The sequence below is a fragment of the Streptomyces sp. NPDC039430 genome (assembly GCF_055639435.1).
This window is the reverse complement of sequence record NZ_JBVKAK010000018.1, coordinates 37,310-51,656: the sequence shown is the minus strand read 5'-3', so window position 1 is coordinate 51,656 and position 14,347 is coordinate 37,310. Positions and strand designations below refer to the sequence as shown.

Here is a 14,347-nt window from a genome sequence, read left to right as displayed (position 1 = left end):
GATTCCTGATGCGCCGTCACGGAACTGTCCTGGATGACCTCGATCGCAAGATCCTCGCAGCGCTGATCGCCGACGCCAGGGCGAGTTTCAAGGAGATCGGTCTGTCCATCGGGCTGTCGGCGCCCGCGGTGAAGCGCCGGGTGGACCGGCTGCGGCAGGACGAGGTCATCACCGGTTTCACCACGGTGGTCACACCCTCGGCGCTGGGCTGGCACACCGAGGCGTACGTGGAGGTGTTCTGCGAGGGGGCCGCGCCGCCGAAGAGGCTGGCGGAGGTCGTGCGGAACCACCCCGAGATCCAGTCGGCCGTCACCGTGACCGGTCGCGCCGACGCGATCCTCCATATCAGGGCGCTCGATGTCGAGCACTTCGAGGATGTCCTCGAACGGATCCGGGCGGAATCGTTCGTGAAGGAGACGCACAGCTTCGTGGTGCTGTCCCATCTGCTGCCGACCAGTCCCGAGGCGGGTTCGGGGCGCTTCTCCCGGATCGCGGATTAACGAGTAGCCGCTCTCGCGCCCTCGCACGCAACAGAGTTGCGGTCCCGCGCAACATTCGTCTCTTGTTCGCCCGTCCCGGGCCTCCCTATTCTGTTGCTCATCCCGCCGGTTCCACGAAAGGGCCGTTCATGAGGGAGAGACGGACAGCGAGCAAGCGCCGTTATCTGATGTGCTCGCCGGAGTATTTCGAGGTCCGCTATGCCATCAACCCGTGGATGACATCGGAGGAGCCGGTGGATTCCGCGCTGTCTCTGCGACAGTGGGAATCCCTTGTCGCCGTGTACCGGGATCTGGGGCATGAGGTGGAGACGATGACGCCCGTCGCCGGGCTGCCTGACATGGTGTTCGCCGCCAATTCCGCTCTGGTGCTCGGTGGGCGGGCGTTCGGGGCGCGGTTTCTCGCACCGGAGCGGCGGCCGGAATCCGGCCATTACCGGGCGTGGTTCGAAAGCGCCGGATTCGAGGTGGGCACCCCCGTCCATATCTGCGAGGGAGAGGGCGACTTCACACCGGTGGGGGAACTGCTCCTCGCCGGGACGGGATTCCGTACGCTGCCGCAGGCGCACCAGGAGGCCCAGGAGTTCTTCGGTGTGCCCACGGTCGGCCTGCGCCTTGTCGACCCGCTCTTCTACCATCTGGATACGGCGCTGTTCGCGCTCGACGACGACAATGTGGCGTACTATCCGGGCGCGTTCTCGCCGGGTAGCCGGCGCGTGCTGGAGACCCTCTTCCCCGACGCGGTGATCGCGACGGCGCAGGACGCGAAGTGTTTCGGGCTCAATTCCGTGTCGGACGGACAGCACGTGGTGATCGCCCAGGACGCCACCGGTCTCATCGCGGCGGTGGCGGACCGCGGATACCGTCCGGTCCCGGTGGATCTCTCGGAATTCCGGAAGGCCGGCGGCGGGGTGAAATGCTGTACGCAGGAAGTCCGTACCCGGTAGTCCTGTGGACGGTGGGCGGGTACGCGGCACTCCTGTGCACGGTGCCCCTGTACGCGGCACTCCTGTGCACGGTTCCCCTGTACGCGGTGACCTGCGCCCCGTGGCTCCAACGGCGCCCCCGGCGACCGACCCCACGCCCCTCAACACGTGGGCGGAGAAGGGCGGTTGGCCACTAGAATTCGGGTACGGGCGCGTTTGTCGCGTCCGACGGATTGGGGGGCTCGATGTCTTGGGATCAGCAGGACGGGGACAGAGGTGACACCGGAGCCGGAGGGTTCGGTGTCACCGGAAACGGGACCGGGGGGTCCGGGGGACCCGGAAGCGGGACCGGGGGATTCGGCGGGGCCGGGGGATTCGGCGGGGCCGGAGGGTTCGTGATACCCCCGCCGCCCGCCCAGCCGCCGGCCGCGCCGCCCCCGCCGCACGGTCCCGCGGACCCGGTGCGGGCCGTCGCGGTGGCCCTGCTCAACCTCAGTGGCCTCGGGCTCGGTTACGCGCTCCTGCGTCGCCCGCTCGCGACCGCCGTGTGCGTGATCGTGACCGGCGTCCTGCTGGTGATCGCCCTCCCCGCGGAGCCGGACGGCGTCTCCGGTGGGGTACTCGCCGCCTACCTCGCCTTCCTGGCCCTCGCGGCCGCTCACGGCGCGGCCCGGGGGCTGCGTACCCCGCTGGCCTGGACGCCGCGGTCGCCCGTCGCCGTGCTGCTCGGTCTCGTACTCCTCGCCGCACCGGTCGGAGGAGTGGTCCTCTACGACGGGGCGCGCGAGGAGGCCACACAGCGGATGCTCCTCGACCGCCTCGGCCGGGCGGACCAGCTCGTACGGACCGCCACGAGCAAGCCGTTCGAGGCGGCCGAGCCGGACTACACCGAGGCGCTGGCCGTCTACCGAGGTCTGCGCGAGGCCCACGCCGGCTCCCGGGCCGCCCAGCGCGTCCCCGAGCGGCTGAACGCGTACTACACGACGATCGGCGCGCCGTACGACGAGCGGAAGTACTGCGAGGCGATCGCACCGCTGAACTATCTTCGGTCGGTGCCGGACACCATCGGCGAGAAGGCGCTCGGCTCGCTGGTCAACTGGCCCGACGACCGGCTCGCCACCTCGCTCTACGAGTGCGGGCTGCCCGGTCTCGGCAGCGTCATGTCCGGCGCGGAGACCGGCGGCCACCTCTACGAGCTGCTGACGACCTTCCCCCGCTCCGCGCAGGCCGCGCGGGTCGAACCGGCCGTCAGCTCCGCGATCGACAAGGCCGCCGGGGACCTGAAGGGCGGCGAACCCTGCGTGGCCAACGAGACGATGCGCAACCTCGCCGAGCAGGCCAAGGACCTGCCGGGCGACGCGGCGGGCGTGTCCGCCGCCCTGGACAAGGACGCGGCGAAGGCGAAGCGGCATGTCCAGGCCGGTACGTACGCGTGCGGCGTCGACCAGTACAAGGACGGCAAGTTCGACGAGGCGCAGAAGACGATGGACGACTTCGCCGGCACGTACAGGAACGACAAGAACCGGGCGCGCGCGCAGAAGATCGCCATAGCCGCGGAGATAGCCCAGGACGAGCCCGCCGCGGGCAAGCGTCTGCCCACGACGGCCTCCGGCGGCAGCATCACCGTCACCATCAGCAACGACAGCCCCGAAGAGGTCGAGATCCTCTACACGGGCCCGGTCACCGGCAGCGTCAAGCTCAAGGCGTGCGACGGGTGCAGGCGGTACCAGAGCTCCGTGGCCGCGTCGGTCAGCGCCTGTCAGGGCGGCAGGAACTACCCGAGCAAGACGATCAGCCTGCCCGCGGGCACCACCTACTTCCTGCACAAGTCCACGGGCGGCTCCGCCTCGACCGGTACGGACACGACCAAGATCGAGCCGGGCTACACGTACACGGAGTGTGCCTACGTGGTCGAGGGCCTCGGCACCGGCTTCTAGAGTTCCCGACAGATACGGCGAAGTCCCGCCCGCCGCCGGTGGGGCGGGACTTCGCCGCCGGTGGACGGGACTTCGCCGCGTGCCCTGTGCGTCGTCCGCGCCCCCCGATTGGTCCATACCAAACCCTTGACGCGGGCTTCACTCACACCTTGAATCAAGTACTGAAATCCCTTGTCAACTCCCCCACTGGTGTGAGTCTCGCGAAAGGTATGACATGGGCATGAGAATTCAGTGGAGACGCCTGGCCGCCCGGCGCCACACCTCCTTGACCCGCAGGGCGGCGTACGCGGCCGTCGGCTCCCTCGTCGTGGGACTGCTGAGCGTGCTCCCCGCCTCGCCCGCCGCGGCCGCCACCGGCCAGATCAGCGGACTGGCGGGCAAGTGTGTCGATGTGGCGGGCGCTTCGAGCGCCAATGGCACGCCCGTGCAGCTGTACGACTGCAACGGCAGCGGCGCCCAGCAGTGGAACGTCGGTTCGGACGGCACGATCCGGGCCCTCGGCAAGTGTCTGGACGTCACCGGCAATTCGACCGCCAACGGTGCCGTGCTCCAGCTGTGGGACTGCTCCGGCGCCGCCAACCAGCGGTGGGCCGTGAGCGCCGCGCGGGACATCGTCAGCATCGCGGCCGACAAGTGCCTCGATGTCACCGGTAACAACGCGGCCAACGGAACCCGCCTGCAGATCTGGACCTGCACCGGCGCGGCGAACCAGAAGTGGACGGCGCCGTCCGCCGGCGGCGGCAACCCGAGTCCAGGCGGATTCGTGGTCTCCGAGGCCCAGTTCAACCAGATGTTCCCGGGCCGGAACTCCTTCTACTCGTACAGCGGCCTGACCGCCGCCCTCAGCGCCTACCCCGCCTTCGCCAAGACCGGCGGTGACACGATCCAGCGCCAGGAGGCGGCCGCGTTCCTCGCGAACGTCAACCACGAGACCGGCGGACTGGTCCATGTCGTGGAGCAGAACACCGCCAACTACCCGCACTACTGCGACTGGGGCCAGCCGTACGGCTGCCCGGCGGGCCAGGCGGCGTACTACGGCCGCGGGCCGATCCAGCTGAGCTGGAACTTCAACTACAAGGCGGCCGGTGACGCGCTGGGCATCGACCTGCTCAACAACCCCTGGCTCGTGCAGAACGACTCGGCCGTGGCCTGGAAGACCGCCCTCTGGTACTGGAACACCCAGACCGGCCCCGGCACGATGACCCCGCACAACGCCATGGTCAACCAGCGCGGCTTCGGCCAGACGATCCGCAGCATCAACGGTTCCCTGGAGTGCGACGGGCGCAACCCCGCCCAGGTCCAGAGCCGCGTCGACGCCTACCAGCGCTTCACCTCGATCCTCGGCACCTCACCGGGCGCCAACCTCTACTGCTGACCACCGGGACAGGGTTCCGTAGCCCGATAAGGGTTCCGTAGCCCGACAGAGGATCCAGGGGGCTGTCCGGCCGCGTGCCGGGCGGCCCCCGTCGTGCGTCACCCACGCCAGGCGGCGCCGTCACCCACGTCAAACGCCGTCCCGCACGTCGGACGCGGTCGCGCACGTCGGACGCGGTCGGGGCGTCAGGGGCGGACGAGTACCTTCAGTGCCTCGCGGTCGTCCATGGCACGGTAACCATCGGGCACCTCCTCCAGGCCGATAATGCGGTCGAAGACGCGGCCCGGCTCGACTTCGCCGTCGAGGACGCCGGGCAGCAGTTCGTCGATGTAGGCGCGCACCGGAGCGGGGCCGCCGTTGAGAGTGATGTTGGGCCCGAACAGGCTGCCGAACCCGATCGGGGCGTCCTCGTACTGCGGCACGCCGACGCGGCTGATCACGCCACCGGGACGCACCACACCGACCGCCATCTCGTACGCGCTCATGTATCCGACGGCCTCCAGCACGGTGTGGGTGCCGTCGCCGCCGGTGAGCTCCCGCACCTTCGCGATGCCCTCCTCACCGCGCTCGGCGACCACGTCGGTGGCGCCGAAGTCGCGTCCGAGGTCGGTGCGGTCCTTGTGCCGGCCCATGAGGATGATCCGCTCGGCGCCCAGACGCCTGGCGGACAGCACGGCCATCAGCCCGACAGCGCCGTCGCCGATCACGGTGACCGTGGTGCGCGGGTTCACGCGGGCCATCTTCGCCGCGTGGTATCCGGTGCCGTACACGTCGGACAGGGTCAGCAGGGACGGCAGCAGCGCGGAGTCCTCGCCGACGGGCAGCTTCACCAGCGTGCCCTGGGCCTGCGGGACACGGATCGCCTCCGCCTGGCCGCCGCCCACGCCGCCCGCGGCCCAGAACCCACCGTGGCGGCAGGAGGTCTGCAGACCCTCACGGCAGAAGTCACACGTGTTGTCGGCCCACGCGAAGGGGGCCACGACGAGATCGCCCCGCCTCAGCCCGGAGACGTCGGAGCCGAACTCCTCGACCACACCGAGGAACTCATGGCCCATCGGCGTTCCCTGCTCGGAGGCCGGGATGTGGTGGTACGGGTGCAGGTCACTGCCGCAGATACAGGTGCGCACGATACGCACGATCGCGTCGGTGGGCTGCCGCAGAACGGGGTCGGGCGCGTTCTCGACGCGCACATCGCCGGGACCGTACATGAATGTGGCTCGCATGAGGCACCTTTCCTGGTGATGAGGTGGTGGCGGGGTTCATCGGTGTCGGTGGTCAGCCGGTTTCGGCCGGTTTCGGCGGCCGGCCCGTTTCGTCGTGGTATTCGTCGTGGTATTCGTCGTCGGTGACATGCTCGCCCCACTGGGTTTCCGGGCTGCCGTCGCCGGGGCCCTCCCACAGCGCGATATGGGTCATGAAGTGGTCCGGAGCGGCGCCGTGCCAGTGCCACTCGCCGGGCGGGGTGTGGACGGTGTCCCCCGGCCGCATCACGACGACCTCACCGCCGCGGGACCGCACCAGCCCGACACCGTCGGTGACGTGCAGCGTCTGCCCCACCGCGTGTGTGTGCCAGGCCGTACGGGCGCGGGGGGCGAAACGCACCGTGTTCGCCCGCATACGGGACGGTTCCTGGCCGGCGTAGATGACGTCGAACCACACGTCACCGGTGAACATCTCGTCCGGCCCTTTGGCCGAGGGCTTCTTCGGCAGCTTTTCCATGCCGGTCGCTCCTTGCGTCGTGCTGTGCCACCGCGGATCAGGGGAAGGGGAAAAGACACCGCGGTCGGCCGATGGGCGGTGCCACGCGGTCGTGCGTTCTTCTTCGCGCACCGGCCACAACATCCAGCCTCGCATTCCCGCACCGGCCCGCAAAGGGGAGAATCTCCTCCCCGGGACGCATTCATCCTGGGAGGAAACTGTCCCCCTCACCCGAGGGCCGGCCGGTGGGACACTGGTGCGCATGAACCGCGACGCGCACCTCAATGAGCTGGGGGAGTTCCTCCGGGCCCGGCGTGCCGGGCTCAGCCCCCGCACAGTGGGGCTGCCCGACAGCGGCTCACCTCGGCGGGTGCCCGGCCTGCGCCGGGAGGAGGTGGCCCAGCTGGCCGCGATCAGCACCGACTTCTACACGCGTCTGGAGCAGGGCCGCATCCAGGCGTCCGCGCCCGTACTGGCCGCCCTCGCCCGTGTGCTGCATCTCGACGACGACCAGCGCGACTATCTCTTCGGGCTGGCGGGAAAGGACCAGAAGCGGCCCCGGCGGCGCGCACTGCAGAAAGTGCAGCCGCAATTGCGGCGGCTTCTCGACGACCTCACCGCGACTCCGGCGATTGTCATGGGCCGTCGCATGGACGTTCTCGCGTGGAATGCGCTCGCCGCCGCTCTGGTCACCGATTTCGGCCGGATTCCGGAAAGGCACCGCAATTACGTGCGGCTCGTCTTCACCGACCCCGCCATGAGGACGCTGTACAGCGACTGGGAGACCGTCGCGCGCACCTGCGCCGCCCAGTTGCGCATGGAAGCCGCCAAGTATCCCGACGACCCGCGCCTTGCCGCGCTCGTCGGTGAACTGTCGGTCCAGGACCCGCAGTTCCGCCAGTGGTGGGCCGCCCACCACGTCGCCACGCTGAGTGTGGGCACCAAGACGCTCCATCACCCCGTCGCCGGTGACCTCACCCTCGACTGGGACACCCTGACCGCCAGCACCGACCCCGACCAGCAGCTCGTCATCTGGACCGCCGAGGCGGGCACTCCGTCCCACGACGGGCTGCGCATCCTGGCCTCATGGGCCGCGGACCACCCGAGGGCCGCCTCGGACAGCTCCTGACGCGGCGCCGCCCGAGGCCCCTCCCGCCTCTCGCCTACGCCTCCTCGTCCACCCTGATCAGGTGCAGGGACGTGCTCGCCCAGTCTCCGGCCGGCAGTTCGGGCATGATCCCGTACCCGGTGAGGACGGACGCGTGGTGCACGGCGCCGGTACGGGCGTCCCGGTAGCGCGCGGCGGGGTCCAGCCCCGCGAGCCTGAGGGCGGGGCGCGGGGTGCCGTGGCGCGGTGCCCGCTGCCAGACCAGCACGAACGCCTCCCGCCGGTCCGTGGTGGTGTACTGCACGGCGGACGGCGCGTCGTCGACGGGACCGCGCAGCCGGTGCAGGGTGCCGTGCTGCACGATGTGGCGGACCTTCTTGTACTCGGCCACCCACTCGGCGCCCTCGGCGCGCTCCGCCGCCGTCCAGCGCGCGAGATCGCCGCCCACCGCCAGCACCCCCGCCATCGCGACATGGAAGCGGTAACGCAGGGGCACCGAGCGGCCGGTGAGCTGGTTGGGCACGTCCGTCACCCAGGCCGCCATCGTCCGTGCCGGGTAGATCTGGCCGAAACCGTGCTGGATCGAGACACGGTCCGCCGCGTCGGTGTTGTCGGACGGCCACGCCTGGTCCGTACGGGAGAGGATGGCCAGGTCGACCCGGCCCCCGCCGCCGCTGCACGTTTCGATCCGCAGCCCCGGGTGGTCCGCGCGCAGCCGGTCGATGACCTCGTACAGATGGTGGGTGTACCGCGTCCACAACACGTCCTCGCCGCCCTCGCGACCGGGCCAGCCGGCCTCGCTGAAGGCGCGGTTCATGTCCCACTTGAGGAAGTCGATCCCGTTCTCCGCGACCAGCCGTGTCAGCCAGCCGTACGCCCACTCGGCGACGTCGTCCCGGGCGAAGTTCAGCACCAGCTGGTTGCGCAGCTCGGTGCGGGTGCGGTGCGGGAAGTGCAGGACCCAGTCCGGGTGCGCGCGGTACAGGTCGCTGTCCGGGTTGACCATTTCGGGCTCCACCCACAGGCCGAAGCGCATACCGAGCCGGTGGACCTCCTCGATCAGCGGGGTGAGCCCGTCGGGGAAGCCCCCGGCGGCCGGCGACCAGTCGCCGAGTCCGGCCGTGTCGTCGCGGCGGCCGCCGTACCAGCCGTCGTCGACGACGTAGAGCTCCACTCCCAGCTCCGCGGCCCGCGCCGCCAGCGCCTTCTGCCCCGCCTCGTCGACTGCGAAGCCGGTGGCCTCCCAGGAGTTGAACAGGACGGGACGCGACTCCTCGGGGTGCGGCAGCACATGGGCCAGGATGTACGCGTGCCAGGCGCGGCTGGCCGCGCCGAAGCCGCCGTCGGTGTACAGGGCCGCGTAGCGCGGGGTCACGTACTCCTCGCCGGGACCGAGCGGGACCGGCGCCCCGTCGTGTCCGGCCCCGCCGGTGAAGGCCGTCCGTCCGTCGGGGGTGCGCTGCACGGTGACGTGCCAGCTGCCGCTCCAGGCCAGGGCCGCGCTCCACACCTCGCCCCGGTCCTCGGTGGCGTCACCGGCGTCCAGCATCAGCCACGGGTTGGCGTGGTGGCTGGTGATGCCGCGCCGGCTGGTGAGCACGGTTTCGCCGTGCGGTACGGGCTCCCGGTGGAGCACGCCCTCCGCCGACCACTGTCCGGTGACATGGCTCATCCGGTAGTCGTCGCGCGGCGGCAGTGTCCAGGCCGCGGAGTCGGCGCGGGCCAGCGTGAGCGGTTCCCCGCCGGTGTTGCGCAGCACGGTCCAGCGCTCGACGACGTCGGTGTCCTCGTGGACGCGGTAGTGCAGGGTGACCGCGAGCGGGTAGTGGCGGTCCCGGAACTCCAACGCCAACTCGGCTGTCCCCGGGGTCTGTTCACCGGTGCGGTGGCCCACGTACCGCCACTCGAAGGCGCGGGTGCCGTCGGCGAACCGTACCCGCAGCGAGGGCGCCCCGTACCGCGCCCCTCCGTCGACGGGCAGCTCCTCGCCGGCCGCCGGGCGGCCCTCGAAGCTGCTGATCTCCACGGCCGGAGGAGGTACGAGTTCCGCGGCCGCCGCGAGGGTCAGCCGTGGTCCCCACGCGAGGTGGCAGGGCGCTCCCGTGTCATCGATCCGCAGCGCGTACGACGTGCGCGCGGTGGAGAGCAGCCAGGCCCCGGAGGCCGGGGCGAAGGAGATCAGAGACATTGATCCTCGCGTTCAAATAGCGCCACAGGAGAGGTGAGCAGCCAACCTCTCCTTCGATCGACTGTCAACACCTGCACCAGATCTTTGTTTTACAGGTTGAAGGTACCTGTAGAAGGTTCTTCACATGAGGTCTGTTTCTTTCATTGACAGCAGAAAAGAATCACCCTAGCTTTCCGGCCATGCGCTCAACCACTCCTCATGAGGCGGTTCCGGCGGCGACGCCGGCCGCTTCCCTGGTCTTCACGACCGTGCTGTCCCACGGCCCGCTCACCCGGGCCGAGATCGCGCGGCGGGCCCGGCTGTCCCCGGCCGCGGTCACCAAGGCGGTGCGCCCGCTGATGGAGGTCGGGTATCTGGTCGAAGGGGTGGACGAAGGCGCGCCGCCCGCGCTCGGACGTCCGGCGAACCTGGTACGGGTCGACGCGGGCAGGGCGCTGTTCATCGGGATCAAGGTGACGGGCGACGAGATCATCGCCGTCCTGGCCGACCTGTGCTGCCGTATCCGGGTCGCCCGGCATGTACGGCTCACGGACCGCGAGCCGGGGGCGGTGCTCCCCGCCCTCACCGCGCTGGTGCGGGAACTGCTCCTGGAGGCCGACGGTTTCGGGGTGCGGGTGCGGGGGCTGGGCGTCGCCGTCTCGGGTGATGTGGACCGCGCGGACGGTGTGGTGCGCTACTCGCCCTTCCTGGACTGGCGGGACATCCCGCTCGCCGAGATCGTCGGAACCGCGACCGGTCTGCCGGTCACGGTCGACAACGACGTACGGGCGCTGACCGTCGCCGAGCAGTGGTTCGGGGCCGGGGTCGGGCTCTCCGACTTCGCCCTGGTGACCGTGGGCGCCGGTATCGGCTGCGGTCTGGTGGTGCATGGACGGGTGGTGTCGGGCGCGCACGGCGTGGCCGGCGAGATCGGGCATCTGTCCATCGACCCGCTCGGCCCGCCGTGCCACTGCGGCAACAACGGATGCGTCGAGGCCATCGCGGCGGACCCGGCGATCCTGCGCGGAGTCCGGGAGGCCACGGGCAGGCCCGTGAGCACCGCGGCCGAGGCCCTGGAACTGGCCCGCGGCGGCGACCCCGGGGTCCGCGGGGTCTACGCGCGGGCCGGCGAGGCCATCGGCAGGGCCATCGGCTCGGTGGTCAATGTCCTCGGTCCGGAACGCGTGATCATCTCCGGCGAGGGCCTGGCCGCGTACGACCTGTTCGCCGAGGGCATCCGCGACGCGTTCACCGCGTCCGCGTTCGGCACCGCCGCGCAGTGCGACGTGATGACACGTCCGCTGCCCTTCGAGGAGTGGGCGCGCGGGGCCGCGGCCACCGCGATCCAGTCCTTCATCGGATCAGACACGCAATAGGAGTAGCGATGACGCTGCAGAGCCGCACCCCCAGGACCTCCGTGGGTCCGCACCGCAGAAGGGTGGTCCAGGGGCTGTTCGGTGTCGGGGCCGCAGCCCTGGCCATGCCCGCCCTCGCCGCCTGCGGCGGAGGGGCCGCGTCCGACCCGAAGACGGTGACCTTCGGCTCGAACGGCGCGGACGCCACCCCGAAGAAGGCGTACGCCGCGCTGACGGACGCCTTCGCGAAGGACAGCAAGCTCACGGTCAAGACGAACACCGTCGACCACGACACGTTCCAGAAGAGCATCTCCACCTATCTCCAGGGCACCCCGGACGATGTCTTCACCTGGTTCGCCGGCTACCGCATGCAGCACTTCGCCAAGAAGCGCCTCGCCAGCCCCATCGACGACGTGTGGGAGACGATAGGCGCCGGTTACAGCGACGCCGCCAAACAGCTGTCCAAGGGGGAGGACGGGAAGTACTACTTCGTCCCGCTCTACAACTACCCGTGGGCCGTCTTCTACCGTAAGAGCGTCTTCCGGCAGTACGGCTACGAGATCCCCGTGACATGGAGTCAGTTCACGGCGCTGGCCAAGCAGATGAAGAAGGACGGCCTCTCCCCCATCGCCTCCGGCTACGGCGGCGGCGACACCTGGAGCATCCTCGGCGCCTTCGACTATCTCAATCTGCGTGCCAACGGCTATGACTTCCATATGTCCCTGATGCGGGGCCAGGTCGCCTGGACCGACAAGCGCACCGCCAGGGCCATCGATCTGTGGCGCGAGCTCACCCCGTACTACCAGAAGGGCGCGGGCGGCCGTTCCTGGCAGGACGCCGCGCAGTCGCTGCTCGACAAGAAGTCCGGCATGGCGATCATCGGTCTCTTCCTCGGCCAGCAGATCACCGACGAATCCCTGCGCTCCGACATCGACTTCTTCCCGTTCCCTGAGATCGACCCGGCGTACGGCCAGGACACGGTCGAGGCGCCCACCGACGGCTTCATGCTCAGCCGCCGGCCGAAGAACCCGGACGCCGCGAAGAAGTTCCTCGCGTTCCTCGGCGGCGCCAAGGCCGAGAACCTCTACATGGATGTCGACCCGAGCAATGTCGCCGTCAACTCCGGTGCCGACACCGGCTCGTACAACGCGCTCCAGCGGAAGTCCGCCCAGCTCATCGCGGGCGCCAAGCACATCACCCAGTTCGGGGACCGCGACAGCGACCCGGGATTCATCTCCACGGTGGTCCAGCCCGGCTTCACCGAGTGGCTGAACCACCCGGACGACGGTTCGGCCCTGCTGAAGAAGATCGAGTCGCAGCGCTCGCGCTTCTTCACGGCCTGATCCCACCGGAGAGGTTCCACCATGTCCTCCGTGCGTACCGCGCGCCGGTCCCCGTCGCGCGCACACCCCCGTCCTCGCCGGCTCGGTCCTGGTGACCGCCTCTTCCTGACGGTGGTCGTCGGCATCCCGCTGATCGCCCTGCTGGTCTTCGTGTGGCTGCCGGCGCTGGCCTCCATCGGTCTGTCCTTCACCAGCTGGGACGGCCTCTACCTGGCCGACATCCACTGGGTCGGGCTGGACAACTACCTGCAGATCTTCACCAACTACCCGCCGTTCTGGCCGGCCGTGCGGAACAACGTGATCTGGCTGCTGTTCACGGTGCTGCTGCCCGCGCCGTTCGGTGTCTTCCTCGCCTACCAGCTGGACCGGAAGATCCGCTTCACCCGGATCTACCAGACGGCCATCTTCCTGCCGATGGTGCTGTCCCTGGCGGTCGTCGGCTTCATGTGGGAGATCATCTACAACCCGGACAACGGGCTGCTGAACGGCGTGATCGGCGCCGTATCGCCCGGTCACCACATCGACTGGCTGGGCGACCCGAACCTCAATCTCTGGGCCGTGCTGCTCGCTTCCGGCTGGCGGCACGCCGGCTACATCATGATCCTCTACCTGGCGGGGCTCAAGGGTTTCGACCCCGCCCTGAAGGAGGCCGCCGCCCTCGACGGTGCCAATGGGCGCCAGACCTTCCTGCGCGTGGTGCTGCCTGCCATGAAGCCGGTCAACATCATCGTCCTGGTCGTCACCGTCATGGAGTCCCTGCGCGCCTTCGACATCGTCTACGTACTCGGCGGCGGTACCGGCAGCAAGCCCGGCATGGAACTGCTGTCCCTGCTCATCACCGACAACATCATCGGTGAGTCCAGCCATATCGGATACGGTTCCGCCCTCGCGGTCATCCTCCTCCTCGTCTCCCTCGCGGCGATCGGGGCCTTCCTCTTCCAGACCTTCCGCAAGGAGGACCAGTGACCGCGACCGTCACGCCGCCGGCCCCCCGGTCACGCACCGCGCTCCCCCGTACCGCCGAGGCTCCCCGGGGGCCGAGGCGGCAGACCGGACGGCACCTGATGCTCAGCGGCATCGCGCTGCTGTGGCTCGTCCCGCTGCTGTGGGCCGTCTACACCTCCCTGCGGCCCTACTCCGACACCACGAAGCACGGTTATCTGTCCTGGCCGCGCAGTATCGGCCTGGAGAACTTCGCGGACGCCTGGAGCCAGTCCGGGATGCCGCGCTTCTTCTGGAACTCGGTGCTCATCACCATTCCGGCGGTCCTCGGCACCCTGTTGTTCGCCGCGGCGGTGGCCTTCTTCGTCTCGCGGTTCGACTTCCGCTGGAACATCGCGCTGCTGATCCTCTTCACCGCGGGGAACCTCATCCCCGCGCAGGTGCTGATCACGCCGCTGTACCGGCTGTATCTGCTGATCCCGCTGCCCGGGTGGATGAGCGACTCCCTGCTCGTCTACAACTCGCTCTGGGGCATCATCTTCATCCACATCGCCTACCAGTGCGGCTTCTGCACCTTCGTGCTCAGCAACTACATGAAGACGATCCCGAAGGAGATCTTCGAAGCCGCGCTCGTGGACGGCGCCCCGGTGTGGCGCCAGTTCTTCCAGATCGTGCTGCCGCTGTGCCGCCCGGCGTTCGCGGCGCTCGCCACGCTGGAATCCATCTGGATCTACAACGACTTCTTCTGGTCCCTGGCGCTGATCGAGACCGGTGACAAGCGTCCGGTCACCTCGGCCCTCGCCAATCTGCAGGGCCAGTACTTCACCAATCCGAACCTCATCGCGGCGGGCGCCCTGCTGACCGCGATCCCGACTCTGCTGGTCTACTTCGCGCTCCAGCGCCAGTTCATCAGCGGGCTCACCATCGGCTCGGGCAAGGGCTGAGCCGCCGCACGCGTACCGCCGCCCCGCTCGTGGACCGTACGAAGTCACCGCGAGC

The 14,347-nt window shown here is 69.5% G+C and carries 12 protein-coding genes; 9 read left to right on the top strand and 3 right to left on the bottom strand.

The genetic code is table 11. From position 1 onward, the window contains the following. Positions 1-8: 8 nt before the first annotated feature. The 4 genes from ACZ7LS_RS31380 to ACZ7LS_RS31365 all read left to right on the top strand — a co-directional run bounded on the left by ACZ7LS_RS31380 (position 9) and on the right by ACZ7LS_RS31365 (position 4,735). A complete protein-coding gene (locus tag ACZ7LS_RS31380) occupies positions 9-500 on the top strand; it encodes an Lrp/AsnC family transcriptional regulator (protein ID WP_382524582.1) in 492 nt (163 codons plus the stop codon). Between the two features lie 128 nt (positions 501-628). Further along, positions 629-1,444: a dimethylargininase gene (gene ddaH, locus ACZ7LS_RS31375; protein WP_385132919.1), complete on the top strand. Its 816-nt coding sequence runs from the start codon at positions 629-631 to the stop codon at positions 1,442-1,444. Between the two features lie 374 nt (positions 1,445-1,818). Then, complete coding sequence (locus ACZ7LS_RS31370; RefSeq protein ID WP_385132922.1) at positions 1,819-3,360, top strand: hypothetical protein; 1,542 nt, start codon at positions 1,819-1,821, stop codon at positions 3,358-3,360. A gap of 220 nt (positions 3,361-3,580) precedes the next feature. After that, positions 3,581-4,735, top strand: a complete 1,155-nt coding sequence (locus tag ACZ7LS_RS31365; RefSeq protein WP_382524578.1) for a lectin — start codon at positions 3,581-3,583, stop codon at positions 4,733-4,735. Between the two features lie 185 nt (positions 4,736-4,920). Here ACZ7LS_RS31365 and ACZ7LS_RS31360 read toward each other — a convergent pair whose 3' ends face one another. Both ACZ7LS_RS31360 and ACZ7LS_RS31355 read right to left on the bottom strand, forming a co-directional pair. Beyond that, positions 4,921-5,958, bottom strand: coding sequence for an alcohol dehydrogenase catalytic domain-containing protein (locus ACZ7LS_RS31360; protein ID WP_385132925.1), 1,038 nt, complete (start codon positions 5,956-5,958; stop codon positions 4,921-4,923). Between the two features lie 52 nt (positions 5,959-6,010). Next, positions 6,011-6,454: a (R)-mandelonitrile lyase gene (locus ACZ7LS_RS31355; protein ID WP_385132928.1), complete on the bottom strand. Its 444-nt coding sequence runs from the start codon at positions 6,452-6,454 to the stop codon at positions 6,011-6,013. A 241-nt stretch (positions 6,455-6,695) separates the two neighbouring features. Between ACZ7LS_RS31355 and ACZ7LS_RS31350 the strand changes: the two genes are divergently transcribed. Next, on the top strand, positions 6,696-7,562 hold the full coding sequence (locus ACZ7LS_RS31350; RefSeq protein ID WP_382524572.1) for a helix-turn-helix domain-containing protein: 867 nt from the start codon (positions 6,696-6,698) through the stop codon (positions 7,560-7,562). A 34-nt stretch (positions 7,563-7,596) separates the two neighbouring features. Here the strand turns inward: ACZ7LS_RS31350 and ACZ7LS_RS31345 are convergent, their stop codons facing one another. Continuing rightward, positions 7,597-9,729, bottom strand: coding sequence for an alpha-galactosidase (locus ACZ7LS_RS31345; protein WP_385132931.1), 2,133 nt, complete (start codon positions 9,727-9,729; stop codon positions 7,597-7,599). Positions 9,730-9,908: 179 nt separating this feature from the next. Between ACZ7LS_RS31345 and ACZ7LS_RS31340 the strand changes: the two genes are divergently transcribed. From ACZ7LS_RS31340 to ACZ7LS_RS31325, 4 genes are read left to right on the top strand one after another with little or no spacing between them, the layout of a single operon-like run. After that, positions 9,909-11,084 (top strand): ROK family transcriptional regulator, encoded by a 1,176-nt coding sequence (locus ACZ7LS_RS31340; protein ID WP_382524569.1) that lies wholly within the window; start codon positions 9,909-9,911, stop codon positions 11,082-11,084. A gap of 8 nt (positions 11,085-11,092) precedes the next feature. Next, positions 11,093-12,406, top strand: a complete 1,314-nt coding sequence (locus ACZ7LS_RS31335; protein WP_382969793.1) for an ABC transporter substrate-binding protein — start codon at positions 11,093-11,095, stop codon at positions 12,404-12,406. Between the two features lie 21 nt (positions 12,407-12,427). Further along, positions 12,428-13,372 carry a carbohydrate ABC transporter permease gene (locus ACZ7LS_RS31330; RefSeq protein ID WP_382668625.1) on the top strand — a complete coding sequence of 315 codons (945 nt, stop codon included), beginning with the start codon at positions 12,428-12,430 and terminating at the stop codon, positions 13,370-13,372. Then, positions 13,369-14,292: a carbohydrate ABC transporter permease gene (locus ACZ7LS_RS31325; protein WP_382524564.1), complete on the top strand. Its 924-nt coding sequence runs from the start codon at positions 13,369-13,371 to the stop codon at positions 14,290-14,292. Before ACZ7LS_RS31330 ends, ACZ7LS_RS31325 begins: the two co-directional genes overlap by 4 nt. The last annotated feature ends 55 nt before the right edge of the window (positions 14,293-14,347 follow it).